Consider the following 25490-nt stretch of genomic DNA (forward strand, 5'->3'; position numbering starts at 1 on the left):
GCAAACGCCTCACTCGAACGTGATGAACTGTGCCGACGACCATACCTTGCTGTCGTTGCGCTGCCGCCCGAAGAAATAGACGGGGCGATACCCGAACGATGCGTTGTCGGGCGCCACGTCGATGCTGCCCGCGAGATCGACGGGCAGCGGCTTGTCTGTCAGCCGTTCGACCGCGACGAAAAGCTCCGTGCCGCCGAGTGCGTGTGTCGCCGATTCGCGCGCGAGCAACTCCGCGCCGCTGATTTCGAAGCGGAACGCAGGGGCGTGCACGAACGGATTGCGTTCCAGCGGGTCGCCGACCTTCGCGAAGCTGTCGATCGTGCCCTCGACCACGATCGTCGCGGCGGCGAGATTGCCGACGTCGAGTTCGATGCTGTCCGCGTCGCCGTAGGTGTCGCTGCGGAACTCGATGTCGGTCGCGCCGGTGCGCCATGCCGACTCCTCGACATGCTCGAACCCGTTCGACCCGAAACGGTGAATCGTGCCGTTGACGATCCGGATCCGGCCGCGCCACGCAGCCCAGCGATAGCGGTCGCGGATGCGTGCACCGCCCCAGCGGACCCGGACCAGCCGCTCCGCGTAGCCGAGTTCCGCGTGCAGGTTGCGTTCCCACAGCAAGCCATCGTGATCATACGCGGCCACGTATTCCCAGCCCGACTGGCCGAGCAGCCGATAGTCGAGCCGCGCCGGCCCTTCGTGCGCAAACGCGTCGCCTTGCCGGTGATCGCCGCAGCGCACCAGCAGCGCACTGTGCTCGCCGGTCGTCGCCCACGTGCGGCGCGCGCGCAGCGCTGCGCCGACGTGCTTTCGATCGAGCCCGGGCGCCAGCACGCCCGTCAGCCCGCCATGCACGCCGAAGACCTGCACGCCGGGTGCGCCGCCGCCGGGCCGGCCGCGATGTTCGTCGCCGCTGGCCGCGACGCCGAGCTGATAACCCCGTGCGATCACGTCCTGGTACAGCCAGCCGAAATGGCCCCACGACGATGCGATCTCGACGAGCCGCTCGAGCTCCGGATGATGCCAGTCGGGGATATAACGACGACCGCCCACGTGCGGCATGACCAGATGTTGCGCGGCATTGTCCGCATACGCATCCCACAGTTCCTCGACGGGCCAGCGGCCGAGTTCGACCGCATGACCCTTCATGTCTTCGTTCCAGACCAGCGTGCGATTGTGCTCGCCGCGCGCGTTGTATGGGAAATCCGGTTGGTCGTCGCCGAGGAACACCACGTTGTGGTCGCCCCCTGCCGTCGAGCTGCCGCACCATTCCTGCACCGGATACACGACAAACCGGCCCGGTTCGTTGAAGCGCTCGACCGCGTCGACGCCGAGCCGCCAGTTCTCGTCGGTGATCTGGAAGTCGTTCGCGGTGTAGCCGAGCACGTCGATACCGCCGATGTCGCGTGCGTAGCGCGCGTTGTACTCCGGACTGTTGGTACCGACGGTGTCATGTGCGTGCACATGAAGGTCCGCATACAGCGCCCGCGGCACGGGCAGCGACGCATCGACCGTCAGCCACGCTTCGGCCGCACGCACGTCCGGGTGCCCCGGTACGTCGGCGACGATGCGCAGCGTGCCCGCGTCGACCGGCAGGTCGTCCACCGCACAACTCGCAAAGCCTGTATCGGGCAGCGCGTGTTCGCGCCGGTAAACGATCTCGCCGCGGGCATCGTACGCGACGACCCTGGCATGACCGCCGACATCGCGGCACGCGTTGCCCCAGCGGTCCTGAAGCGACAGCCGGAACGGTGCGCGCGTGCCGGGCTGCACGAAGCGCGGGCCGTTCAGCAGCACGTCGGACGGCGCACCGGCACGGATGTCGATCGACACGTCGCCGGGCACGGCGACGAAGCGCGACGTGCCGAGCGGGTCGACGTAGAGCCGGAAGCGGAAGTTGTCTTCGGCGAAGGTCTGCACGCGCGTGCCGGGGCCGCGGCGGCGGTCGCCAAGACGGATCACGATCCGGTCGCCGGCATTCACGTAGCCGTCGACGATGTCGACCATCACGGCCTTCTGGAACGGCCGCTCATGCCCCTTCTGATCGAAGCGCACGTTCAGCGCCTGCACGGTGGCCGGGCTCTGGCCCGGCACGAGCGGCGCCGCGTGGTACTCGGCGCTGATGTAGTTCGCGGCGCTCGGGTCGCTCGTCTGGAACAGCGCCCAGTCGGAATAGAACTTGAAGGTCGCCTTCAGCCAGCCGCCGTCGGCGATGCCGGACGAGCCGACTTCGTAGTCGAGCACGATTTCGCTCCACTCGCCGGCTTCGAGCCGCGTGACGTTGCATTGCACGCGTCCGGCGAACGGCAGGCGTTTGTGGCGTTCGTAGAGCCCGTCGGGCGCAACGTGCGGGCCCAGGCGGTCGCGCAGCGCGGCGGCGCGTGCGTCAATGGTATCGATGGCGTCGTGGGATGCGTTCATTGTGGAATGCAAAATGATGTCGAGGGAAGGCGGCGCGCGTCAATGCGCGAACGGCCAGGGCGCGCTCGCGTCCCAGACGGGAATGCCCATGTATGCGTACCACGGTGCGATCACGCAGAGGCCGTAGACGATCGCGATCAGCACCGACACCGCGCCGACCTTCGCATAATCGGCCGTCGAGAACGCGCCGCTGCTGTACGCGATGACGCCGGCGGTGATCTGCGTCGGCAGCAGATAGGCGAAGCTGTCGGTATCGCTGACGAGCATTGTGAACGCGACCGGATGCAGCCCGAGGCGCGGTGCGAGCGCGAGCGCGATCGGCGCGATCATCGTGACGGCCGCGACGTTGGACAGCATGCCGATACGGATCACGTGCGTGCCGAGCATCACGATCGCGATGGCGAGCCACCAGCCGTGCCCGCGCGCGGCGACGTAGACGTGATCGGCGGCCCAGCTTGCGAGCCCCGACGCACTGATCGCCGACGACAGCGACAACGCACCGGCGAGCAGGAACAGCGTGCCCCAGATCGTGCGCTGTTCGACTTCGGCCCAGCCGAAGCGCAGCACGCCGGGCGCGAACAGCAGCGCCAGCGCGATCAGCGCGACGATTTCCGACGGCAGGTGATGCAGCGGCTCGGTCGCCCACAACACGGCGACGGCCGCGAACAGTGCGAGTACGGCCCAGTCGTTGCGCGCCGCGGGTGGTTGCGTCCCGCGCATCGCCGCGATCGCGCCGGGGCCGCCCGGAATCGCGACGGCGCGCGAGCGGAAATGGAATTGCACCCAGGCTTGCGTGATCGCGAACATCCCGAGGTACGGCCACTGCAGCTTCAGCCACGTCAGGTACGAGATCCGGATGCCGAGCTGTTTCTCGAGCAAGCCGGACACGACCATGTTCGGCAGATGAGCCGTCAGGATGCACATGCCGCTGATCATCGCGCCGTACACGAGCGTCTGGATCACGATCGCCTTGCGCGCGGCGCGTTCGCGCGGCGATTCTCCGAACAGCCGGACGATGCCGTTCGTGACCGGCAGCAGCGTCGCGGCACGTGCATTCGCGGCCGGCACGACGAGCGCCATCACGCAGTTCACCGCGAACATTGCCCAGATCACGCCGTTGGCCGTGCGCACCTTCAGCCGGTCGAGCAGCAGCAGCGCGACGCGGCGGTCGAGCCCGCTTGCCTGCATGATCGCGGAAAACAGGAACGCGGCGAGGCAGAGGAACACGACCGGCGCGGCGAAGCCGCTGGCCGCCTTCGGGAACGACGGGCTCGCGTGCGACAGCACGAGCAGCATCGGCAGCAGGATGCCGCTTACGCCGACGGGAATGGCTTCGGTGATCCATACGATCGCGACCCAGGCGACGACGGCAAGCGTCGCCTTCCCTTCGGCCGACAGATGCGCAGGCGCGGGCAGCCACCATGCGATCGCGAAGAACGCGAGCCACGCGGTGGTGAAGCCGATCGCCGCACGCCACCGTGCACCGCGCGACCGACCCGTCGCGTGCGGATCGATGCGCGGCGCAATGGCCGGTTCGGTTCGTGTCGGCCGGCTGGCCTGCGCGCCATCGAGCGGCGGCGTGCCGATTGCGTTTTCAGTCACTGGTATGCTCCCCGGGCGTCGGGACCGCGAAACGCGGCCCCCGAACGTCTGTCGAGATGTGATAATACGTATTAATACAAGTTGGGCGTTCCAATTGCTTTTCATATCGATATCGGGAGACGCGCATAGCGCGGACCCAGCACGACGAGGAAGGACCAGATGACGCTGGTGCGTGACGACACGACATCGCTTTACGAGCAGCTTGCGACGACACTGCGCGACGAGATCGAACGCGGTGTGTACGAGCCGAGCGGCAAGCTGCCTTCGGAGGCACAGTTGAGCGAGCGTTTTCAGGTCAGCCGCGTGACCGTCAGGCTCGCGCTCGATCGGCTGAGCGACGCGCGCATCGTCGAGCGCAAGCAGGGCAAAGGGACGTTCGCCGCGAAGCAGCGGCTGCGGCATCGGCTCGACGTGCTGCGCGGGCTCCACGATTCGATCGCCGATCAGGGCGCCCGCGCCCGGATGACGTTGCTGCGGTTCGAGGCATGCGACGTGCCGCCGGGCCTGCGCCACGTCTTTGCCGACGACGTCGCGCGTTGCGTCTATCTTGAACGCGTGCATTGGGTCGACGACGAGCCGATCGCGCTCGCGCAGACCTGCCTGCTGCCCGACGCCGCGACCGTCACCTTCGAGCAGGCCGAGCGGATGTCGACCTACGAGGTGCTGGAAAGCGTGCTTGGCTGGCGCATGACGGACGCCGACATGTCGGTCACGGCCGTGGGGGCGCCCGAAGACGTTGCGGAGCGCCTCCGGGTCGGCGCGCATTCGCCGCTACTCGTGCTGCGGCGCACGTCGCGCCTGGCGGACGGCCGTACCTGCGAATCGACGGTGTTCCACATTCGGCCGGAGCGTTTCGACCTCCTCGTGCACAGCGGGGTGGAGGCTAGATTCGTCGGCTGACGGGGTATGCGGCCGCCCGTTCGCCGGCCGCCGTGACGCGCACGGCGTTCCGTACGGTACGCCGGCCGCGTTGTGCGACATGCACGGGATTCGTTATCTGCGCGTGACAGCGAAGCATCACAGCAATCGGTATTTTGCGCGCGCCCGAGGTTGACTAAGATCAAACCCTTGGGCGGATGCCAGTATCGTCAACCGTTCCGCCCGCGCCCGGACCATGGATAACCGCACAGATTCCCCTCCGCTCATTGCGCTGCCGGAAAGCGAGCATCGCCCCCTGTCGGTGCGCGCGAAGGCGCTCGTGTTCGCCGATCCCGCGTCGCGTGCGGTACTGCGCTTCGTCGAACAGATCGGGCCCAGCGCCGCGCCCGCGCTGATTCTCGGCGAGACGGGCACCGGCAAGGAACTGGTCGCGCGCCATATCCACCATGTCAGCGGCCGCACGGGCGCGTTCATCGCGGTCAACTGCGGCGCGATCAACCCGCAGCTTGCGGAGAGCGAGCTGTTCGGTCATGAGGCCGGCGCATTCACGGGCGCGCAGGGGCGCCGCATCGGCTATTTCGAGGAAGCGCACGGCGGCACGATCTTTCTCGACGAGATCGGCGATCTCGCGCCGCCGCTGCAGGCGAAGCTGTTGCGCGTGTTGCAGGAGGGCGAGGTGACACGCGTCGGCGCGACACGTGCGCGGCCGGTCGACGTGCGCGTCGTCGCGGCAACCAACGTCGATCTCGAACAGGCCGTGCTGGCCGGCAATTTCCGGATGGACCTGTTCTACCGCATCAATCTCGCCCGCGTGCGCCTGCCGCCGCTGCGGGAGCGGCCGCAGGACATCCTGCCGCTCGCCGAGCACTTCCGCGGGCGCTATTGCGCGCAGTTGAAGCGGCCGCAGCCGATGCTGTCGGAGGGCACGGTCCAGGCGCTGCAAGCATACCCGTGGCCCGGTAATATCCGCGAGCTGGAAAACGTCATGCACCTGGCGCTGCTCGTGTCGAACGGCAACCTGATTCGGCCGGAGCACCTGAAGTTCTCGGAGGCACTCGCCGGCTATGCGCGCGCGGACGACGCGGCGGCGCTGCCGCAGGACGACATCCGCGCGGGCGTGCGCCGCCTGTTTCGCGCGCCCGGCGAAAGCCTGTTGCGCGACATCGAGGAACTGGTCGTGTGCGAGGCGTTCGAGCACTGCCGGTTCAGCCAGGTGCGCACCGCGGCGCTGCTCGGCGTCACGCGCAATACGATGCGCACGTTGCTCGCGCGTCACGGGCTGCTGAACGAGCCGCGCTCCGAATCGGCGTTCGACGACTGACCGGGCGGCGCCGGCGGCCTCCGTCGCCCCGGCGGCGTTCCCGCCGGTTACGGCAGGCTCGCGCGTGCCAGGCGCGTGCGGACGCGCGGCAATACATCCTCTCCCACGCGCGCCGCTTCCTCGAGGTTCGGATAGGACGACAGCAGGAACGTCTCGATGCCGAGCGCGCGGTACTCGTGGATGCGCGCGGCGACCTGGTCGTAGCTGCCGACGATCGCGGTGCCCGCGCCGCCGCGGATCAGGCCAACGCCGGCCCACAGGTTCGGATACACCTCCAGCTCGCGCAACGAGCGCAGCGCGCCTCGGCTTAGCGCGGTCTGGCGCTGCTGGCCGACCGACTCGTAGGCGGCCAGCTTGCGCTGCGCGTCGACATAGGTCTGGTCGGAAATCTCGCTCAACAACTCGTCGGCGCGCGCCCATGCGGCGCGTTCGGTCTCGCGGGCAATCACGTGCACGCGCAGCCCGAAGCGCAGCCGGCGGCCGTGCATCGCGGCCAGCGCGCGCAGCCGCGCGACCCGCTCGCGCACGGCGTCGGGCGGCTCGCCCCACAGCAGGTATGTATCGGCCTGGCTGGCGGCCACCTGCTCGGCGAGCGTCGACGCGCCGCCGAGATAGAGCGCGGGCGGGGTCGCGAGCGGCACGCCGGCATGCGCGGGGCTCAGCATGTAGTAGCGGCCGGCGACGGAATGCCCGCCGCCTTGCCACAGCCGCCGCAGCACCCGGAGGTATTCGGAGGTCCGCTGGTAGCGCGCGTCGTGATCGAGAAAATCGCCGAGCGCGCGCTGTTCGTAAGCGCTCGAGCCGTTGACCGCGAACAGGCGCAGGCGCGCGCCGCTCATGTGCTGCAGGGTCGCGGCCTTGCGCGCGATCTGTTCGGGCTGCTCGAGCCCGGGCCGGAACGTGACGATCAGCGCGATGCGCTGCGTCGCGCGCGCGAGCTGCGCGCTGACGAGCCACGGATCCTCGAAGCCCGCGGCCATCGGCAGCAGCAGGCTGTCGAAGCCGGCCGACTCGGCCGCGCCGGCGACGCCGCGCAGGTATTCGGGCGTCGCCGGCCGATAGTCCTGCATGAAGGTCGACGGGCGCGGCAGCCCGCTGTTGGCCAGATGCGGCCCGTCGCCGTTGGTGGGCAGGAACCATGCGAAATCGACGCTCATGCATCGCCTCGCCCGTTCGCCGGCTGCGCGGCGCGCGCGCGCCGCGCAGCGTCGAACCGGATCATGCGCCGGAGCACGATGCCGGCCGGTGGCGGCGCGAGGCCGCGTGCGCGATACGCGTGTTCGACGGCCGCCGCGAGCGGCGGCGCGCTCGCGGGCATCAGCAGCCCGTCGCACCACGACGCGACGAACGCGATCTCGTGCCGCTCTGCGACCGACCAGTAGACGGGCGGCCGCTTTGCGACGAGATCTGGCAGGCGCGCATGCTCCGCGCGGTAGTAGGTGCCGCGATACTGCAGCGGCGACTCGGCCGCCCACAGCGCCCGCAGGATCGACAGGAATTCGGCGCTGCGCGCGAGCCGCTGGTCGCGGTTCAGGTGCATCGCGCGGTCGGTCGCATCGACGTCCGGCGCATCGGCTTCGAGTGCGAGCCACGCGCGGCCGCGGCTCAGCGACTGCAGGCTCTGCGCGAGATGCGCGGCGGCGACGGGCAGTATCGCGCCCGCCTGGAGCGTCACCATCACGCGCAGAGCCGGCAGCGCGTCGACGAGCGCCGCGGCTGCCATCCACGGATCGGGGCCGGCGCGCTGCACGGGCAGCAGAATCGCATCGCAGCCGGCCGACACGCCGGCCTCGGCGATCGCGATCCAGTCGGCCGCCGGGTCCGGCCGCGCGGCGTTGGCGCTGATGTCGAGCCGCAGCAGCAGACGCGGCACGCTCATGCCGCGGCCCGCGCCGGCTGCCAGCCGAGCGCCGGCGCAATCGTTTCCGCGAGCGCGCGCAGCCGGGCCAGCGCGTCGTCGAGCGACGCGCTTTCCGATTGCACGACCGGCAGGAAATAGTCGGCGAACGGGAACAGCGCCGGGTCGCCGCGCAGGCTTTCGATCACGTCGTCCGGATGCCCGTAATGGACGTTCAGCAGCCGCACGATCTGCTCGGGCTCGGTCACGTCGGGATGACCGCTCGCCGCGAGCCACGGAATGTGCCGCACGACGTCGGGCGCGAGCGCGGCGAGCGCGGTGCGCCGGTCCCGCGCGGGAAACACCGCGCGCACCACGCCGATGCGGGGCCGCGCTGCGTCGGCGTGCGCGCGTTCGCGCCAGGCGTCGAGATACGCGTGCGCGAGCGGCAACTGCACGGTGCGCGGATCGTGCACGGCGGTGCCGAGCAGCAGGCCGTTGCCGTTCCGTGCGGCGAACCGTGCGCCGTCGGGCGATGCATGCGAATGCCACAGGCGTTCGCGCACGCCCGGCGCCGCGGGCTGCAGCACGAGCGGCGGCGCGTCGGCGGTGCCGCGCGCGACCGGCTGGCCGGCGAGCGCATCCTGCAGGCGTTCGAGCGCGGCCGCGAAGCGCGCCTGGCGCGTGTCGACGTCGAAGCCGAACGCGGCGAACGCGTCGAGGTTCGCGCCGCCGCTGCCGAGCCCGAGTTGCAGCCGGCCGCCGGCCAGCGCATCGAGCACCGCCGCATCCTCGGCGAGCCGCAGCGGATCCTCGAGCGACAGCGTGACGATGCCGGTGCCGAGCTCGATGCGGCGCGTGCGTTGCGCGACGGCGGCCAGCAGCACGAGCGGCGACGGCAGCCGGCCGTACTCCGCGCGGAAATGATGCTGCGCGACGAAGCCGCCGTCGAAGCCGAGTTGTTCCGCCGCGACGAACAGCGTCTCGAGATCCGCGTAGACGCGGCGCGCGTCGCCGGCGCCGTGCACGTGCGTGAGAAAACCGAGCTTGAACGGCCGGCGCGCGGCCGGTGCGGGAGAGGACGAATGGGTCATGTCGGGATCGGATCGGAGGTGAGCGAAGCGGCTTCGGGCCCGGCGGTGGCCGGCGTCCAGCCGAGCGCCGGTGCGATCGCTGTCGCGACGGTTTCGAGTCGCCGCAGCGCATCGCGATGCGAGGTGCTCGCGGTCTGCACTTGCACGACGAGTTCGGTCGCGCCGGGCAGAGCGGGGTCGGCATGCAACGCGGTCACGACGTCGGCGGGCGTGCCGCGCAGCACGCCGAAGCGGTCCAGCAGCGCCGGCACGTCGGCCGGCGCGGGCGCCGGTACGCCGCCGGCCCGCGCGAGCCGCGCGGCGTAACGCAGGATGTCGGAGCCGAGCGCGGTTTCGACGCTCGCTGCATCGTCGCCGGGCACGACCGCTCGTACGAGTGCGACGCGCGGTGCGTGCGGATGCGTCCACGCGCCGCGATAGCGCGCCACGAGTGCCGCTTCGCCGTCCTGATCCGGGCGCGTACGCGCGACGATCAGCCCGTGACCGTTGCGTGCGACCGCCTCGGCCTGGCCGGTCGCCTGCCATAAACGGGCGGCCAGCGTGGGCGCGCCCGGCTGCAGTGTCACACCGGCCGGCCCGAGCGGCGCACCGGCGAGCGCACGCTGCAACGACGCGAGCGCCTCGGCCTGCAGCGCCGCGCGCGCGTCGAAATCGCGGCCGAACGCGGCGAACACGTCCGGCTCGAAGCCGGCGCCGACGCCGAGCTGCAGGCGGCCGTCGGCCAACGCGTCGAGCACGGCCGCATCCTCGGCGACGCGCAGCACCGATTCGAGCGGCAGCACGATCACGCCGGTGCCGAGCGCGATGCGCCGCGTGCGGCGTGCGGCGGCCGCCAGCAGCACGAGCGGCGACGGCAGGCGGCCCGTTTCGCTGCCGAAATGGTGCTGGGCGACCCACGCGCTGTCGAAGCCGAGCGCTTCCGCCGCGTCGATCAGCGCGAGCGTGTCGTGCAGCACGCGCGGCGACGGGGCGGGCGCGTACACGCGCGTGAGCACGCCGAGACGAAACGGGCGCGTCATGCGGCACCTCCGCCGACGGGGGGCGACCGTATCGCCGCGCAGCGACGACGGGCGACGAAAGAAGGGAGGGCGTGGCAGCCCGAGCTGATCGCGCAGCGTCGGGCCTTCGTACTCGGTACGGAACAGCCCGCGGCGCTGCAGTTCGGGCACGACGAGGTCGACGAAATCGTCGAGGCCGCCGGGCACCCATGCGAACGCGACGTTGAACCCGTCGGCGCCGTACGACCGGAACCATTCCTCTAAGCGATCGGCGATGGTCTTCGGCGTGCCGGTCACGACTCCCGCGCTGGCAAAGCGCTCGTAGAGCTGGCGGATCGTCAGATTCTCGCGGCGCGCGAGATCGACGATCAGCTGCTGGCGGCTCTTGCTGCGATTGCTCGGCGGCAGCTCGGGCAGCGGGCCGTCGAGCGGATAGCCGGACAGGTCGAAATCGCCTGCGTTGTCGGCGAGCAGCCGCAGCCCGAGCACCGGGTCGATCAGGTCCTGCAGCGCGCGCAGCTTGTCGCGCGCGTCGGCCTCGGTCGCGCCGACGATCGGCATCACGCCAGGCAGGATCTTCAGGTGCTCGGGGCGGCGGCCGTAATGCACGAGGCGGCCCTTGACGTCCGCATAGAACGCCTGCGCGTCGTCGAGCCGGTGCTGCGCGGTGAAGATCACTTCCGCGCAGCGCGCCGCGAGCTCGCGGCCCGCGTCCGACGAGCCGGCCTGCACGAGCACCGGATGCCCCTGCGGCGCGCGTGCGACGTTCAGCGGGCCGCGCACGCTGAAGTGCGGCCCGTGATGATCGAGCACGTGCAGCTTGCGATGATCGAAATGGAGGCCGGCCGCCTTGTCCTCGATGAATGCATCGTCTTCCCAGCTGTCCCAGAGCCCGGCCACGACGCGCTGGAATTCGTCGGCGCGCGCGTAGCGGTCGGCGTGCGCGAGGTGTGGCGCCGCGCCGAAGTTCGCCGCTTCGTCGGGCACCACCGACGTGACGAGATTCCACCCGGCGCGCCCGCCGCTCAGGTGGTCGAGCGACGCGAACTTGCGGGCGATGTGGTAGGGCGCGTTGTAGGTCGTCGTCGCCGTTGCGATCAGGCCGATGTGGTGCGTGACCGCCGCCAGTGCGGCGAGCAGCGTGAGCGGTTCGAAGGTGTCGGCGCGCGCGCTGCGGCGGAGCGAGTCGATGTGGCTGCCCTGCGTGGCGACCACGTCCGCGACGAACAGCGCATCGAGCTTGCCGCGCTCGGCTGTCTGCGCCATTCGGCGGAAATGGGCGAAGTCGCGGTTGCCGTTGGGCTGCGCGAGCGGATGGCGCCAGCCGACGACGTGGCTGCCGCCGCCGTTCAGCATCGCGTTGAGTTTGAGGGTGTCGGTGCGGTGCGTCATCCGTCGGCTCCTCAATACGTGTAGGTCACGCGCACGCCGACGGTGCGCGGCTGGCCCGCGGCGGCGACGTTGGTGCCGGGCAGGAAGAAGTTCTTCGTCAGGTCGTACTGGCGGTTGAACAGGTTGCGCGCCCACAGTGCGACGTCCCAGTGCCGGTCGGGCGACGTGACGGTCAGGCTCGCGTTGACGAGCCAGTAGCTGTCGACCGTGTAGTTCGGGCCGAGCAGGAGCAATTGCGAATACGCGTCGCGGTAGCTGTAGTTGGTCTCCGCACGCAGCCGGTAGCCGCCGGCGAGCCAGCTGTAGGCGACCTGCCCGCCATAGCTCAGGCGCGGGAAGCTGAGCGCGGTGCCGTTGTAGTCGGTGAACACGTTATGGCCGCTGGCCGCCGACGCCTGCGTGTTGTACGTGACGAACGGCGACGTGTACTTGCCGCTCTTGTAGCCGACGTACTGCGAGATTTCCAGCCCGCGCACCGGCTGCCATTTCAGATCGGTCTCGAAGCCGTCGATGCGCGATTTCGGCGCGTTGACGAACGTGCCGATCAGCGATTGCGAGTTCGGATCGAAGGTGGCCGACAACACCTGCTGGTCGTGATAGTCGTAATGGAACGCCGACGCGTTCCAGCGCAGCGAGCGCGTGAGGTCGGCCTTGAAACCTACTTCGTATGCGGTCAGCGATTCCGGCTTGAACGGTGCGAGCGCGTTCGAATTGCCGGTGTTGTGCGCGGTGAAGCCGCCCGACTTGTAGCCGCGGCTGACGGTCGTGTAAAGCATCGTCGCCGGGGCCAGGTCGAACTCGAGGCCGACCTTGCCGGACGTGCCGTTCGACGTCAGCGACTGGTTCGCGTCGCCGCCCTGGAAGCCCGCGAACGGCACGAACGACGGCGTCAGCATGCCGGACGCGAAGCCGCGCAATTCGCGCTTCTCGTGTTCCTGGCGCACACCGACGATGCCCCGCAGGCGTTTCGTGATGTCGTAGGTCGCCTGGCCGTAGACGCCGAGCGTATCGACCGACTGCCGGTAGCGCGTGAGCGCGATGAAGCCGAGCCGGTCGCTGAAGTCGGAATAGAACTTCTCGTCGAGATCGTCGTGCGAGTAGAACAGGCCGGTGACCCAGCGCAGCCGCGTGTCGCCGCGCGACGACGCGCGCAGCTCCTGCGTGACTTCGTTGACGGTGTCGTCGAAGTATTCGTCGGAGTCGTGGTACTGCGTCGCGTCCCAGTCCGAATACTCGCGGCGGTGCAGGTAGTTGTATGCGGTGATGCTCTTCAGCTCGACCGGGCCCAGGTTCCACGTCGCGGTCAGGTCGACGCCGCCGTTCACGTTGTTGCGCCCCGGCTTCGCGTCGGTCGACAGGCCCGTCACGCGCGAAAACGCGGGACTCACGCCCCAACCCGTCTTCGTGTGATCGGCATCGGCAGGGATCACCTCGCCGGTCTTGGCCGACGTGTACGGCGTAAACAGGTAGAGCCCCGTGTTGTCCGACTTGTCGAAGCCGCCGTGCGCGCCGAAGTGCAACTTGAAAACGCGCGCGACGTCCCAGTCGAGCTGCGCGCGCGCGGCGGCGCTGTCGTGGTTGCCGAGCGTCTGGTTGGTCGCGCGATTGTTCTGCCACGCGCCGAAATCCTGCGTCGTGAACGCGAAACGGCCGCGCACGCGGTCGCTCAGCGGCCCGGACACGTAGCCTTCGGTCGTCAGCAGGTTGTGCGTGCCGTATTCGACGCTCCCGCCGGCTTCGAAATCGCGGGTCGGCTGGTTCGTGATGAAGTTCACCGTGCCGCCCGTCGTGTTGCGGCCGTACAGCGTGCCCTGCGGGCCGCGCAGCACTTCGACGCGCGCGATGTCGAACAGTTGCCCCTGGGTCTGGATCGGCAGCGCGTACGCGACGTCGTCGACGTTGATGCCGACCGTCGACGCGTTGTTCGACGTGTAGTCGTTGAAGCCGACGCCGCGAATCCGGAACTGCGGCTGGCCGCCGCCGAACGCGGGTTCGACTTCGACGCTCGCGGTCGCGTGCTGCAGGTCGTTGACGGTTTCGACGTTCAGTGTCTTCAGGTCGCTGCCCGACAGCACCGACATCGACGTGCCGACGCGCTGCGCCGATTGCCGCCGCCGCTGCGCGGTGACGATCACGTCTTTCAGCTGGGCCTCGGCGACCGGCGCACCGCCGGTCGCGCGCGTCGCGCCGGTTGCCGCCGCCGGGTCGGTCGATGCGGCCGGTGCAGCCGACGCGGCCGGTGTGATCGGTGCAGCCCCGGCCGCCGATGCAGCGACCGGCGCATCGGTCACGGCCGGTTGCTGCTGCGCGTGCAGCGCCGGCGATGCGGCCAGCAGTGCCGACGCGCCGAGGGAGGCGCTCAACATTCTGTATTTCATCCGTAGATCCCCAAATCGAAGCGTTGTTGTGCGTGTGGTCCGGCGCGGTGCCGTGCATCGGATCGATGCCGCCACGGCTCGGCAGTGCGTGAGCGGGCTTTGCAACAGACGTGCCAAGGGGCGGCCGGGCACGACCCGTAAAGGCTCGACGCCGAATGCACCGGCCGGACGACGCAGCGCGCGCGCCTGCGTTCCAGTCGTTTTGCTGGATTTCCAGCAGCGCCGCCGCGCCGCGCGCCGCATGCTGCATTTGCGGCATCTCGCTGGAAATCCAGCGCGCCGCGTGCCGTGCGAAGGCCGCACAGGCCGACAGGGCGGCATTGGCATGGCGCTTGCTGTCGACGGAAGCCATGCTTCTGTCCACGAGGATCTTCATGAACGCTTTCACGTCCGCCGACACGCCGGCCCGCGCGTCGTCCCCGCTGTCCTCCCGTCCACCCGCGAGCCGCATCGCCGACGACGCGCACGCGCTCGAAACCGCGCGCCGGCTCGCCGACGAGCTGGCGCGCGACGCGGCGTTGCGCGACCGCGAGCGGCGCCTGCCGTTCGCGGAGCTCGACCTCTTCTCCGGCAGCGGGCTGTGGGGTATCACGGTGCCGCGCGCGTTCGGCGGCGCGGAGGTGTCGCTCGCGACGCTCGGCGAAGTCGTGCGGACCATCGCGCAGGCGGATCCATCGATCGGTCAGTTGCCGAAGAATCACTTCCACGCGCTCGACGTGATCCGGCTCACGGGCGACGAGGCGCAGCGCCGCAAGTTCTTCGGCCTCGTGCTCGACGGCGCGCGGATCGGCCATGCGGCGTCCGAACGCGGGACCAAGAACGCGCTCGAGATCGGCACGCGGCTGTCGCGGCGCGACGGGCGGCTCGTGCTCGACGGCCAGAAGTTCTATTCGACCGGTGCGCTGTTCGCCGACTGGATCGCGGTGCTCGCGCTCGACGACGACGGCCGCTACGTGCAGGCACTGGTCGAGCGTGACCGGCCGGGGCTCGACATCGTCGACGACTGGAGCGGCTTCGGGCAGCGCACGACGGCGAGCGGCACGCTGACGCTGTCGGGCGTGGAGGTCGACGAACACGACGTGGTCTCGATCCAGGCGGCGTTCGAGCGGCCGACGCTCGCGGGCCCCGTGTCGCAGTACCTGCACGCCAACATAGACGTCGGCATCGCGCGCGCGGCGCTGGCCGACACGCTGGAGTTCGTGCGGACGCGCAGCCGGCCGTGGGCCGACAGCGGGATCGCGCGCGCGTCCGACGATCCGTACGTGATCCGCGACGTCGCGGACGTGCAGGTGCGCCTGCTTGCGACCGAGGCGCTGCTCGACCGTGCCGCCGCGGCGCTCGACGCATTGCCGGCCGAACTCGACGACGCGCAGGTCGCGCACGCCTCGGTGCAGGTCGCGGCCGCGAAAGTGCTGAGCACCGAGCTCGCGATCCTCGCGACCAACAAGCTGTTCGAACTGTCGGGCACGCGCTCGGTGCTGAGCGAATACAACCTCGACCGTCACTGGCGCAATGCGCGCACCCACACGCTGCACGATCCGGTGCGCTGGAAATACCACGCGATCGGCAATTACGTGCTCAACCACGTGAACCCGCCGCGCCACGGCTACCTGTGATGACCGACACGCTCCAGACTCCCTCGCCGTTCGCGCCGAAGGACCCGGCGCGGCGCCGCTATGCGCTCGCCGCCGCGTGGGCCGCGGCCGGGCTCGGCGGCGCGGCCCGCGTGTTCGCGGCGGACGCCGCCGCGGTAGCGCCGGTGCGCGGCGGCACGCTGTCGCTGTTCGCGCAGCCGGAACCGCCGTCGCTCGTCAACGCGCTGACGCCGCACGTCGCGTCGCAATACGTCGGCGGCAAGATCTTCCAGGGTCTGCTCGGCTTCGACCCGCAACTGCGCGCGGTGCCGGTGCTCGCGCGCAGTTGGCGTGCGTCGGCGGACGCGCTGACGTACACGTTCGACCTGCAGCCGGGCGTGCGCTGGCACGACGGGCAGCCGTTCGGCGCGCGGGACGTGGTCGTCACGCTGAAGGAAATCGCGCCGCAGGCGCTGCCGCGCACGAAGGTGACGTTCGACAAGTACGTCGCGTCGATCGACGCGAGCGGCCCGCTGCAGGTGACGATCCGCCTGAAGAAGCCGTACGCGGGACTGATCAATCTGCTCGGCAGCGGGCTCCTGCCGATCCTGCCGGCCCATCTGTACCAGGGCAAGGATCCGCGCGGCAATCCCGCGAACCAGCATCCGGTCGGCACCGGGCCGTTCGTGTTCCGCGAATGGAAGCGCGGCGCATACATCCGTGTCGCGCGCAACCCGGATTACTGGAAGAAGGGGCTGCCGTATCTCGACGGAATCGTGTTCAACGTCGTGCCCGACGCGGCCGCGCGCTCGATCGCGTTCGAACGCGGGCAGATCCATGCGCTGCGCGCGGGTGACGTCGACTACGCGGACATCGCGCGGCTCGCGAAGCTGCCGGGCGTCGCGATCACGACGCAGGGCTGGGAGCTGTTCACCGGGATGGCCTTTCTCGAACTGAACCAGCGCAAGCCGCCGTTCGACAACGTGCTCGTGCGCCAGGCGGTGCTGCACGCGCTCGATCGCCAGTTCATCGTCGACCGGATCTTCTTCGGCTACGGGAAGGTCGCGAACGGCCCGTTCGTGTCGTCGTCGCCGTTCTACGATCCGAACGTGCCGCGCTTCGCGTACGACCCGGAGCGGGCGCGCGCGCTGATCCGGCAGTCGGGCATCGACGTCGGCAAGTTCCCGCTCGTGCTGCTCAACGGCGAGAAGGGCGGCGCGTGGGAGCGGGTGGCCGAATACACGCAGCAGGCGCTCGGCCAGGCCGGTTTCCGGCTGCGCGTGCAGACGACCGACGCGGCCGGCTGGTATGCGCGCGTCGCGAACTGGAATTTCGACCTGAGCTACAACTTCCTGTTCCAGAACGCGGACCCGGATTTCGGCGTCGCGCCGCTGTACCGGATCGACGGCATCTCGAAGGGCTCGCCGTTCGGCAACGTCGAGGGTTACCGCAATCCGCAGGCCGACGCGCTGTGGGACGCGGCCGCGCTGGATACCGATCCGGCCGCGCGCCGCGCGCGCTACGCGCAGCTTCAGACCACGCTCGCGAACGACGCGGCGATCGCGAACATCTTCGAGATGGTGAACCCGACGGTGTACCGGCGCAACGTCCACAACCTGCTGCGCACGGCCACCAGCGTGAACGACAGTCTCGAGGACACGTGGATCGGATGACGCGATGAACACGGCGCTGCGTTTGACGTCGACGGTGCTCCGGGGCCTTGCGGTCGTGCTGGGCGTGCTGGTCGTGAACTTCTTCCTGGTGCGGCTCGCGCCGGGCGATCCCGCGCTGATGCTTGCCGGCGACGCGGGCTCGGGCGATGCCGCGTACGTCGAACGGCTGCGCGCGCAGCTCGGATTGAGCCGGCCGCTCGTCGAGCAGTTCGGGTTGTATCTGCGCGATCTCGCGCACGTCGATTTCGGCTTCTCGTACCGCAACCAGCTGCCGGTGCTGCAGCTCGTCGTCGAGCGCCTGCCCGCGACGCTGCTGCTGATGGCGGCCGCGTTCGTCGTATCGGTCGTCGCGGGCGTGACGGCGGGTGCGATCGCCGCGTATGGCGAGTCGCGAGGCGGTCCATGGGCGCGTCGCATCGCGCGCACGATCGGCGCGCTGGCGGTGATCGTCTATGCGACGCCGCTGTTCTGGCTGTCGCTGATGAGCGTGATCGCGTTCTCGGTGGTGCTCGGCTGGCTGCCGTCGTTCGGGATGGAAAGCGTCGGCGCCGGCTATACGGGGTGGCGCCACGCGCTCGACGTCGCCGCGCACCTGGTGCTGCCGGCCACGACACTCGGGCTCGTGTACGGCGCGATCTACGTGCAGCTCACGCGCGCCGCGATGCTCGAGGTGATCGAACGCGAATTCGTGCGTACTGCGCGCGCGAAGGGCGCATCCGAGCCGCGCGTGATGATCCGCCACGTGCTGCGCAATGCGCTGTTGCCGGTCGTCACGCTCGGCGGGCTGCAACTCGGGCAGCTCGCGGGCGGCGCGCTCGTGACCGAGATCGTATTCGCGTGGCCCGGCCTCGGTGGACTGATGTACGACGCGCTGCTGCAGCGCGACTATCCGGTGCTGCTCGGGCTGCTCGCCGTGGTCGCGGCGCTCGTGGTGCTGTTCAATGCATTGACCGACCTGCTGTACGGGATCGTCGACCCGCGCATCGATCGGCGGGGGGCGCGATGACGAGCGGCATCCTGCGCCGTTTCGTGCGCGCGCGCGGTGCGGCGGCCGGCGTGCTGTTTCTTGCCGTCGTCACGCTTGTCGCGCTGAGCGCGCCGCTGTGGCTGCCGTCGCCGTGGAGCATGGCGGGCGAGCCGTTGCTGCGGCCGCTGCAGGCCGGCCATCCGCTCGGCACCGACATGCTCGGGCGCGACGTGCTGGTCGCGCTGCTATGGAGTGCGCGCGTGTCGCTGTTCATCGGACTCGCGGCGACCGTCGCGACCTTTGCGCTCGGCGTGTCGATCGGTGCGCTCGCGGGCTGGTGCGGCGGCTGGGTCGACCGGGCACTGATGGCAGTCACGACGCTGTTCCAGACCGTGCCGCAATTCGCGGTCGCGGTCACGATCGCGGCCGTGCTCGGTGCGTCGCTCGAATCGACGATCGTGGCGATCGCCGCCGTGTCGTGGCCGGCGATCGCACGGCTCGTGCGCGGCGAATTCATCGGGCTCGCGCAACGGGAGTTCGTGCTCGCGGCGCGGCTTGCCGGCGAGTCGCCGGCTGCGCTCGTGCGGTGCCAGATCCTGCCGCACGTCTGGCCGCCGCTCGCGGTGCTGGCCGCGCTGATGGTCGCGACCGCGATCCTCACCGAATCGGCGCTGTCGTTTCTCGGACTCGGCGATCCGTCGCAGATGAGCTGGGGCTTCATGATCGGCGCGGCGCGCAACGTGGTGCGCGACGCGTGGTGGCTGAGCATCTGGCCGGGGCTCGCGATCGTCGCGACCGCGCTTGCGATCAACCGGGTCGGCGAGGGGTTGCGCCATGCGTCGGCGGTTGCGGAGCAGGGGCGATGAGCGGCGCACCGCTGTTGTCGATCGAGCGGCTCACGCTCGCGTTGCCGCCCGGCGCCGAACGCCGCGACGCGGTGCGCGACGTGTCGCTGACGGTCGAGCCCGGCGAGGTGCTGTGCGTGGTCGGCGCGTCGGGATCGGGCAAGTCGCTGCTCGCGGCCGCGATCGCCGGCCTGTTGCCGCGCGGCGTGCGGCATGCGGCCGGGCGCATCGTGCTGCGGGGCCGGGATCTCGCACGGTGCAGCGATGCCGAACGGCGCGCGGCGCGCGGCCGCGACGTGTCGATGGTCTTCCAGGAACCGCTCGCGGCGCTGAATCCGCTGATGACGGTCGGCGCGCAGGTCGACGAGGTGCTGCGCGTCCATCGCGTGCTGAGCGGCCGCGGCGACGGTGCGGCGCGCGCCGCGCGCGTGACGGCGCTGTTGCGCGACGTCGGCCTGCCGGAACCCGAGCGGTTGCGGCATGCGTATCCCGATGCGCTGTCGGGCGGCCAGCGCCAGCGTGTGCTGATCGCGATGGCGCTCGCGCTCGAACCGGCGCTGCTGATCGCCGACGAACCGACCACCGCGCTCGACGTCACCACGCAGGCGCGCATTCTGGCGCTGATCGAGCAGGCGGCGCGCACGCGGCGAACCGGCGTGCTGCTGATCACGCACGACTTCGGCGTGGTCGCGCGCATCGCCGATCGCGTCGTGGTGCTGCGCGACGGCGAGCCGGTCGAGAGCGGTCGCGCGGCCGACGTGCTGCGCGCGCCGCGCCATCCCTACACGCGCGCGCTGCTCGATGCGGTGCCGCACGGGCGCGTCGAGCAGCGCACCGTCATTCGCAGCGGCGTGCCGCTGCTGGACGTGCACGGCTTGCGCAAGCGCTATGCGCCGCGCCGCGCGTTGCCGTTCCTGCCGGCGCGAGGGCGACGCGGCGTCGATGCGCTGATCGACGTCGGCTTCACGCTGCATGCCGGCGAGACGCTCGGCATCGTCGGCGAATCGGGTTCGGGGAAGTCGACGCTCGCGCGGGCGCTGGTGCGGCTCGCGCGAGTGGATGCGGGGCGCATCGTGCTGCGCGGCGAGCACGATCTCGCGCGTCTGGCGGACCACGCATTGCGGCCGCTGCGCCGCGACATCCAGATGGTGTTCCAGGACCCGTATGCGTCGCTGAATACGCGTCAGACGATCGCGCAGATCGTCGCGACCGGCCTGCTTGCGCACGGTGTCGGCCGTGGTGCGGCGTATCGGCGGGCGGCCGAACTGCTCGCGCAGGTCGGTTTGCCGCCGGATGCGCTCGACCGGTATCCGCACGAATTTTCCGGCGGGCAGCGACAACGGATCAGCCTTGCGCGTGCGCTGGCGCTCGACCCGTCGATCCTCGTGGCCGACGAGATGGTCTCGGGGCTCGACGTGTCGGTGCAGGCGCAGGTGCTCGAACTGCTCGCGTCGGTGCAGCGGCGCCGCGCGATGGCGATCGTGTTCGTCACGCACGACCTGCGCGTCGCCGCGCAGATCTGCGACCGAATCGCGGTGATGCAGGCGGGGCGGGTGGTCGAGCTGGGCGACACCGCGCAAGTATTCGGCGCTGCGCGCCACCCGTACACGCGCGCGTTGCTCGACGCGATGCCGGTATTGCCGGAGCGCGTGGTCGCGATCGGCACGGCGGAGCCCGCCATGCGTGCTCGTCGCATCAACGAGGAACAATCATGACCTCCGATTCGAACTTCGCGGCCGATGCTTCAGCCGTCGTGGCCGGCGTGCCGGTCGAGGTGCGCGCCGGGCGCACGCTGAGTGTCGCGCATCACGCCGCGCCGCGCGGCTCGCCGCATGCGGGGACGGTGCTGTTCTTCGCACACGGTGGCGGCGGCAACAAGAATCAGTGGCGGGCCCAGTGGCGCACGTTCGCCGACGCGGGCTACGCGCTCGTCGCATGGGATTTCCTTGGCCATGGCGATAGCCCTCGGCCATCCGCGCGAAGCGGCGCTTACCACGGCGACGAAACGCTTCGCGACTATCTCGCGCTGTTCGACCGCTACAAGGGCACGCACAACGTGCTGGTCGCGCATTCGCTCGGTACCGGCAGCACGCTCGCGCTGCTCGAGCGGCTTGCGGCGCTCGGGCGGCTGCACGAAGCAAGCGGCGCGCTGCTGCTCGGCACGCAGCTCGCGCGCCCGGTGACACGGCCGCCGGCATTGCCGGGCTGGCTGCTCGAATGGATCAAGCCGATATTCGCGCGGCGGTTCCGGCGGCTCGCGTGGCATCCGCGGGCCGATCCGGCGCTCGTCGCGTACGAGTCGCGCGTGGCGCGCCGCAACCGGATGACGACGTTCCAGGCCGTGCTGCGCGCGGCGCCGTGGCCCGATGCGCAGCGGCTGGCGGCGCTCGACCTGCCGGTCGCGGTGCTGGCCGGCGATGCCGACGGGCTGACGCCGCCGGCCGGCGGGCGTGCGCTGGCCGATGCGTTGCCGAATGCGACGTTCGACGTGCTTTCGGCCTGTGGGCATCAGTTGATGCTCGAGCGGCCCGATGGGGTCGGCGCGGCATTGCGTGCGCTGCTCGAACGCGCGGTTCAGCCGGCGCCGTCGGCGTGAGTGCCGGCGGATGGACCATGACAGACCGGGCCTCGATGCGGGCAACGGTTCGTGAGGAGACGTTTGATGTCTGAAGTCGAAGCTTCGTTGGATCGGCAGGACCGGTTCGTCTATGTGTCGGCCCGAGACCCGCTCACGCGGCCGTTGTTCGACGAGCTGGCGTACGAATACAGCAGCCGTTACGCCGCTTACATTTCCGAGGAAGAACTCGAAAAGGAGCTCGTGCGCTACCCGGTCGAGGCGTTCGCGCCGCCCCAGGGCGCGTTTGTGCTGCTGTTGCGCGCGGGTCGGGCCATCGCGGGCGGTGCCTTCATGCGCCATCACGCCCCGGCCACGGCCGAGTTCAAGCGGATCTGGGTCAGTCGCGCGCATCGCCGGCAGGGGCTGGCCCGGCGTGTGCTGGCCGAGCTCGAGGCGCAGGCTGCGCGGCAAGGCTACACGCGCGTGCATCTGGGAACCGGGCCGCGACAACCCGAAGCGGTCGGCCTTTACCGATCCTCCGGCTACACGCTGCTGTCGTCGCACGATTTCGGCGAGGATGCGCCTCCCGGCGTGTTGTTCGAGAAATATCTGTTGCCGGTTCAGCTGGCGCACGCGAGCAGCCCGGATTGAATCGATGACACGCGACGAGCCGCACGCGTCCGTGCACGCCGAGCCGGCAGATACCGTAGCTCAGGTGCGACCGTCCGGCCGGTTCGGCTGGCCGTCTCGCCGACGCCATGCAAGCGGTGCGTCGCGCGATGCGCGTGTCCGCGCGGACATCGTGCTGGGCATTTGCGTCGCGATGGGCTTCACCACGCTGCTCGATCAGGCGATCTTCACGCTCGCGGTGCCAGCGCTCAGAAGCGGCTTGCGTGCGTCCACAGCCGAAATACAGCTGATCACGTCGGTCTATTCGATCGCGTTCGGCATCGCGCTCGTCCCCGCCGGCCGGCTCGGCGACGCGATCGGGCGCCGCCGGTTGTTTCTGGTCGGGCTCGCGATGTTTACCGGTTTCAGCGCACTCGGCGGGGTGGCGGACGATGCGCGCACGGTGATCGCGGCACGTGTGCTGCAAGGCCTTGGCGCGGGAATGATCAATACGCAGATATTCGGCTTGATCCAGGATTTGTTCCCCGGTGCGGCCCAAGCCAGGGCACTCGGACGATACGCGATGGCCGGCGGATTGTCGGGCCTCGTCGGACCGATTCTCGGCGGCCTCGTGCTCGCATCGGTTCCGTCGGACATCGGCTGGCGGCTGCTGTTCCTCGTCAACGCGCCGTTCGGAGTGGCCGTGTTCTGTCTGGCGTTTCGGTATTTGCCGCGCCAGCGGCTGTCGGATCGGAGGTTTTCGATCGACCTGATCGGGTTGATTCTTCTGTCCGCGATCACGCTTGCGCTCATGCTCGCCACGTTGATCGGGCGTGCCGCCATGCCGTCGCGGCGCGTGTGCCTCGCGGTCGCGCTGGCCGGGCTGCCGTTGTTTCTCGCGTGGGAGGCGGCGTATCAGCGTGGCGGCGGCACGCCGATTCTGTCGCGCGGTCTGCTCGGTTCCAGCGGCTATGTCCTCGGTACGATCGTCGCGATGTGCCAGTTTGCAGCGAGCGTCACACTTGGGATGGTCAGTGCGTTGTTCTTTCTCGATGGTTTGCATCTCGATCCGCTGCTGTATGCCGCGCTGTCGATTCCCGCGGCGCTTGCATCGACTGCATCGGCGATGTGGAGCTGGCGTTTCGTCCGGCGCTTCGGCCGTGGCGGGACGGTGTTCGCGATAGCCTGTCATGCGCTTGCGGTCGCCGCGCAAGGTGGGGCGGCCGAATACTTCGAGGTTCGCTGGGTCGTGCTCACGTATCCCGCGATCGTGTTGCTGCAGGGCGTCGCCGGCGGCCTGATTCATGCGCCGAATCAGGCGATGACGCTCGCGGAAATCGGCCAGGATGAAGGGCGTGGGCTGGCCGCGGGGTTTCTGCAGTTGTCGCAGCGGCTTGCGTGTTCGATCGGCATGTCGTGGGGAACGGGAGTGTTCCTGATGCAGGCATCGTCTTCATCGGATTTGGCGGCATACCGCGATGCGTTCGTCGAAGTGTTGATGCCGATATTGCTGCTGGTCGCCGGTGCGTTCGCGGCGGCATGCGCGGACTGGGCCAGCAGGCGAGAGCAGCATCCGGCGGCGTGAGCGGCAGGGCGAATGGCATTTTCGACGCATTTATATCTTTACGATATGTAATCCTGATTATGTGTATCTGTGTGCATAACGATTTCAAAAATGCTTGGTTTGCACGCGAATGGTTAACGCGCACTATTGGGCCACGCGACACGGGAAATTAACCGTGTCGAACAAATCGATTCAATCCGGAAAAATCAGAGGCAGATGGCTTGAAGCATCTGGCGTATCAGTGACAGACGAAGTAATCGACACATCTCCGCTTGACCCGCTTGCGCTGCCCATGTTCGCCGAGTTGTCGGTCGAGTATGCCACGCGCTATCAGGACTTTCGCGCCGTGCCCGCGGCAGTCGTGCGCGATGAACTCCTGACGTATCCGGCCGCCCTGTTTGCGCCGCCCGACGGAGCCTTCGTGCTGATTCGCCGAGGTGGCGAAGTCGTGGGCGGCGGCGCATTCCAGCGCTACGACGATACGACTGCCGAGCTCAAGCGCATCTGGGCGCATTCCGGCGTGCGTCGCCAGGGCGTTGCACGTCGCGTGGTGGCCGAGCTCGAATCCCGTGCGCTGCAGCAGGGATACCGGCGTGCTTATCTGACGACCGGATTTCGTCAACCGGAGGCATCGGCGCTTTATGCCGGTATCGGCTACACACCACTGTACGATCCGGCGATCGCGCTGGAAGTGCATTGGCGACTGCCTTTTGCGAAGGATCTGCTCGAACCGGGTCGTACCGATCGCTTGCAGGATTTGAAGCCGGACAGGCCGTTGGGTCGGCCGTTCGGCGCATGACGGATGAATACTTCCAAGGGATATCGAAAAATGAATCGTCGTCGCGGAATCGGTCTCGCATTGTCCGGTGCGTTTGCCCTCTGGGCCCTCGGCGTGGCTGGCATCGCACAGTCGGCGCCATCGTTGAATCTGAGTCCGGATCAGCATGATCGCCCGCGCGTCACGCCGGATCCGGCGGCCATCAAGCTGATTCCGGAGAACTTCCGCTTCGTCGAGAAGGGTGTGCTGACCGTCGGGATTTCGGTGGGCGTTCCGCCGATCAGTGTGTATGCAACGGATGCGAAAACGATCGTCGGGGCCGATCCGGATCTCGCGCAACTGGTGGCGGACGAACTCGGCCTGAAGCTCAAGCTCGTGCCGCTCGCATGGGCGGACTGGCCGCTTGCCGTCGCATCGGGCAAGGTCGACGCGGTGCTGTCGAACGTGACCGTGACCGAAGCGCGCAAGCAGAAGTTCGACTTCTCGACCTATCGCCGCGACGTGCTGGGTTTCTATGTCGAGCAGAACAGCGCGATCAAGCAGATCCGCGAGCCGAAGGATATCGCCGGATTGCGAATCATCGGCGACTCCGGCACCAATCAGGAAAAAATCCTGCTGGCATGGGACAAGGAAAATGTCGCACGCGGATTGAAGCCGATTCACGTGCTGTATTACGACGACCCGTCCGTACGCGCGCTGGCGCTGGCATCGGGACGTGCCGACGCGATTTTCAGTGTCAACGCGGTGTTGGCTTACCAGGTGAGTCAGGGCGTGAAGATCAGGCAGGTCGGCACGGTAAGCGGTGGATGGCCTCACACCGCCGAGGTGGCTGTCACGACCCGCAAGGACGGCGGGCTTGCAGCGCCCGTCACCTATGCAATCAACGACCTGATTCAGAACGGTAAATATCGCCAGGTACTGAGCCGCTGGAATCTCGACAGCGAGTCGATCACGAAGGCCTCGACCAATCCCCCAGGACTTCCCGATCTCTGATCGGGTCTTGA

Annotated in this window: 19 protein-coding genes; 12 read left to right on the top strand and 7 right to left on the bottom strand. The window is 69.2% G+C overall.

The window, feature by feature from the left end:
- Positions 1-9 precede the first annotated feature (9 nt).
- The gene (locus HWX00_RS30260) at positions 10-2418 is read right to left on the bottom strand and encodes a hypothetical protein (protein ID WP_175027302.1); all 2409 of its coding nucleotides are present in this window, start codon (positions 2416-2418) and stop codon (positions 10-12) included.
- Positions 2419-2457: 39 nt separating this feature from the next.
- A complete protein-coding gene (locus HWX00_RS30265) occupies positions 2458-4020 on the bottom strand; it encodes an SLC13 family permease (protein ID WP_226194272.1) in 1563 nt (520 codons plus the stop codon).
- A gap of 159 nt (positions 4021-4179) precedes the next feature.
- Here HWX00_RS30265 and HWX00_RS30270 point away from each other — a divergent pair, with 159 nt between their 5' ends.
- Positions 4180-4920 (top strand): GntR family transcriptional regulator, encoded by a 741-nt coding sequence (locus HWX00_RS30270; protein WP_034190923.1) that lies wholly within the window; start codon positions 4180-4182, stop codon positions 4918-4920.
- A gap of 214 nt (positions 4921-5134) precedes the next feature.
- Complete coding sequence (locus HWX00_RS30275) at positions 5135-6220, top strand: sigma-54 interaction domain-containing protein (protein ID WP_034190924.1); 1086 nt, start codon at positions 5135-5137, stop codon at positions 6218-6220.
- A 47-nt stretch (positions 6221-6267) separates the two neighbouring features.
- Here HWX00_RS30275 and HWX00_RS30280 read toward each other — a convergent pair whose 3' ends face one another.
- Genes HWX00_RS30280 through HWX00_RS30305 form a run of 5 tightly spaced genes read right to left on the bottom strand, consistent with a single transcriptional unit; the run spans position 6268 to position 13907 of the window.
- Positions 6268-7377, bottom strand: a complete 1110-nt coding sequence (locus HWX00_RS30280) for an LLM class flavin-dependent oxidoreductase (RefSeq protein WP_034190925.1) — start codon at positions 7375-7377, stop codon at positions 6268-6270.
- Positions 7374-8099: an LLM class flavin-dependent oxidoreductase gene (locus HWX00_RS30285; protein WP_051701064.1), complete on the bottom strand. Its 726-nt coding sequence runs from the start codon at positions 8097-8099 to the stop codon at positions 7374-7376. The genes HWX00_RS30280 and HWX00_RS30285 overlap by 4 nt, the downstream gene beginning before the upstream one ends.
- Positions 8096-9151 carry an LLM class flavin-dependent oxidoreductase gene (locus HWX00_RS30290; RefSeq protein ID WP_175027301.1) on the bottom strand — a complete coding sequence of 352 codons (1056 nt, stop codon included), beginning with the start codon at positions 9149-9151 and terminating at the stop codon, positions 8096-8098. The genes HWX00_RS30285 and HWX00_RS30290 overlap by 4 nt, the downstream gene beginning before the upstream one ends.
- Entirely contained in the window at positions 9148-11541 is a 2394-nt protein-coding gene (locus HWX00_RS37460) for an NtaA/DmoA family FMN-dependent monooxygenase (protein WP_208456747.1), read from the bottom strand. Before HWX00_RS37460 ends, HWX00_RS30290 begins: the two co-directional genes overlap by 4 nt.
- 11 nt (positions 11542-11552) lie before the next feature.
- Positions 11553-13907, bottom strand: a complete 2355-nt coding sequence (locus HWX00_RS30305) for a TonB-dependent receptor (RefSeq protein ID WP_175027300.1) — start codon at positions 13905-13907, stop codon at positions 11553-11555.
- Between the two features lie 386 nt (positions 13908-14293).
- Between HWX00_RS30305 and HWX00_RS30310 the strand changes: the two genes are divergently transcribed.
- The 10 genes from HWX00_RS30310 to HWX00_RS30355 all read left to right on the top strand — a co-directional run bounded on the left by HWX00_RS30310 (position 14294) and on the right by HWX00_RS30355 (position 25479).
- Positions 14294-15535 (top strand): SfnB family sulfur acquisition oxidoreductase, encoded by a 1242-nt coding sequence (locus HWX00_RS30310; RefSeq protein ID WP_124609288.1) that lies wholly within the window; start codon positions 14294-14296, stop codon positions 15533-15535.
- Positions 15535-17166: an ABC transporter substrate-binding protein gene (locus tag HWX00_RS30315; RefSeq protein WP_226194265.1), complete on the top strand. Its 1632-nt coding sequence runs from the start codon at positions 15535-15537 to the stop codon at positions 17164-17166. The genes HWX00_RS30310 and HWX00_RS30315 overlap by 1 nt, the downstream gene beginning before the upstream one ends.
- A 4-nt stretch (positions 17167-17170) precedes the next feature.
- The gene (locus tag HWX00_RS30320; RefSeq protein WP_034190928.1) at positions 17171-18172 is read left to right on the top strand and encodes an ABC transporter permease; all 1002 of its coding nucleotides are present in this window, start codon (positions 17171-17173) and stop codon (positions 18170-18172) included.
- Positions 18169-18999: an ABC transporter permease gene (locus HWX00_RS30325; RefSeq protein ID WP_034190929.1), complete on the top strand. Its 831-nt coding sequence runs from the start codon at positions 18169-18171 to the stop codon at positions 18997-18999. The genes HWX00_RS30320 and HWX00_RS30325 overlap by 4 nt, the downstream gene beginning before the upstream one ends.
- Positions 18996-20693, top strand: coding sequence for a dipeptide ABC transporter ATP-binding protein (locus tag HWX00_RS30330; protein ID WP_124609290.1), 1698 nt, complete (start codon positions 18996-18998; stop codon positions 20691-20693). Before HWX00_RS30325 ends, HWX00_RS30330 begins: the two co-directional genes overlap by 4 nt.
- Complete coding sequence (locus HWX00_RS30335) at positions 20690-21574, top strand: alpha/beta fold hydrolase (protein WP_124609291.1); 885 nt, start codon at positions 20690-20692, stop codon at positions 21572-21574. The genes HWX00_RS30330 and HWX00_RS30335 overlap by 4 nt, the downstream gene beginning before the upstream one ends.
- Positions 21575-21640: 66 nt before the next feature.
- Positions 21641-22186 carry a GNAT family N-acetyltransferase gene (locus HWX00_RS30340; protein WP_175027299.1) on the top strand — a complete coding sequence of 182 codons (546 nt, stop codon included), beginning with the start codon at positions 21641-21643 and terminating at the stop codon, positions 22184-22186.
- 4 nt (positions 22187-22190) lie between these two features.
- Positions 22191-23729 carry an MFS transporter gene (locus HWX00_RS30345; protein WP_034190933.1) on the top strand — a complete coding sequence of 513 codons (1539 nt, stop codon included), beginning with the start codon at positions 22191-22193 and terminating at the stop codon, positions 23727-23729.
- A gap of 220 nt (positions 23730-23949) precedes the next feature.
- Positions 23950-24507, top strand: coding sequence for a GNAT family N-acetyltransferase (locus tag HWX00_RS30350; RefSeq protein WP_175027324.1), 558 nt, complete (start codon positions 23950-23952; stop codon positions 24505-24507).
- A gap of 3 nt (positions 24508-24510) precedes the next feature.
- Entirely contained in the window at positions 24511-25479 is a 969-nt protein-coding gene (locus HWX00_RS30355; protein ID WP_124609292.1) for an ABC transporter substrate-binding protein, read from the top strand.
- The last annotated feature ends 11 nt before the right edge of the window (positions 25480-25490 follow it).

It is taken from the genome of Burkholderia seminalis DSM 23518, from assembly GCF_902832885.1.
Taxonomy (GTDB): Bacteria; Pseudomonadota; Gammaproteobacteria; order Burkholderiales; family Burkholderiaceae; genus Burkholderia; species Burkholderia seminalis.

Coding starts and splice junctions, on each gene's coding strand:
- HWX00_RS30320 (WP_034190928.1), top strand. CDS start 17,171: ATGAACACGGCGCTGCGTTTGACGTCGACGGTGCTCCGGGGCCTTGCG.
- HWX00_RS30290 (WP_175027301.1), bottom strand. CDS start 9,151: ATGACCCATTCGTCCTCTCCCGCACCGGCCGCGCGCCGGCCGTTCAAG.
- HWX00_RS30335 (WP_124609291.1), top strand. CDS start 20,690: ATGACCTCCGATTCGAACTTCGCGGCCGATGCTTCAGCCGTCGTGGCC.
- HWX00_RS30315 (WP_226194265.1), top strand. CDS start 15,535: ATGACCGACACGCTCCAGACTCCCTCGCCGTTCGCGCCGAAGGACCCG.
- HWX00_RS30275 (WP_034190924.1), top strand. CDS start 5,135: ATGGATAACCGCACAGATTCCCCTCCGCTCATTGCGCTGCCGGAAAGC.
- HWX00_RS30330 (WP_124609290.1), top strand. CDS start 18,996: ATGAGCGGCGCACCGCTGTTGTCGATCGAGCGGCTCACGCTCGCGTTG.
- HWX00_RS30305 (WP_175027300.1), bottom strand. CDS start 13,907: ATGTTGAGCGCCTCCCTCGGCGCGTCGGCACTGCTGGCCGCATCGCCG.
- HWX00_RS30345 (WP_034190933.1), top strand. CDS start 22,191: ATGACACGCGACGAGCCGCACGCGTCCGTGCACGCCGAGCCGGCAGAT.
- HWX00_RS30280 (WP_034190925.1), bottom strand. CDS start 7,377: ATGAGCGTCGATTTCGCATGGTTCCTGCCCACCAACGGCGACGGGCCG.
- HWX00_RS30340 (WP_175027299.1), top strand. CDS start 21,641: ATGTCTGAAGTCGAAGCTTCGTTGGATCGGCAGGACCGGTTCGTCTAT.
- HWX00_RS30270 (WP_034190923.1), top strand. CDS start 4,180: ATGACGCTGGTGCGTGACGACACGACATCGCTTTACGAGCAGCTTGCG.
- HWX00_RS30355 (WP_124609292.1), top strand. CDS start 24,511: ATGAATACTTCCAAGGGATATCGAAAAATGAATCGTCGTCGCGGAATC.
- HWX00_RS37460 (WP_208456747.1), bottom strand. CDS start 11,541: ATGACGCACCGCACCGACACCCTCAAACTCAACGCGATGCTGAACGGC.
- HWX00_RS30285 (WP_051701064.1), bottom strand. CDS start 8,099: ATGAGCGTGCCGCGTCTGCTGCTGCGGCTCGACATCAGCGCCAACGCC.
- HWX00_RS30325 (WP_034190929.1), top strand. CDS start 18,169: ATGACGAGCGGCATCCTGCGCCGTTTCGTGCGCGCGCGCGGTGCGGCG.
- HWX00_RS30310 (WP_124609288.1), top strand. CDS start 14,294: ATGAACGCTTTCACGTCCGCCGACACGCCGGCCCGCGCGTCGTCCCCG.
- HWX00_RS30260 (WP_175027302.1), bottom strand. CDS start 2,418: ATGAACGCATCCCACGACGCCATCGATACCATTGACGCACGCGCCGCC.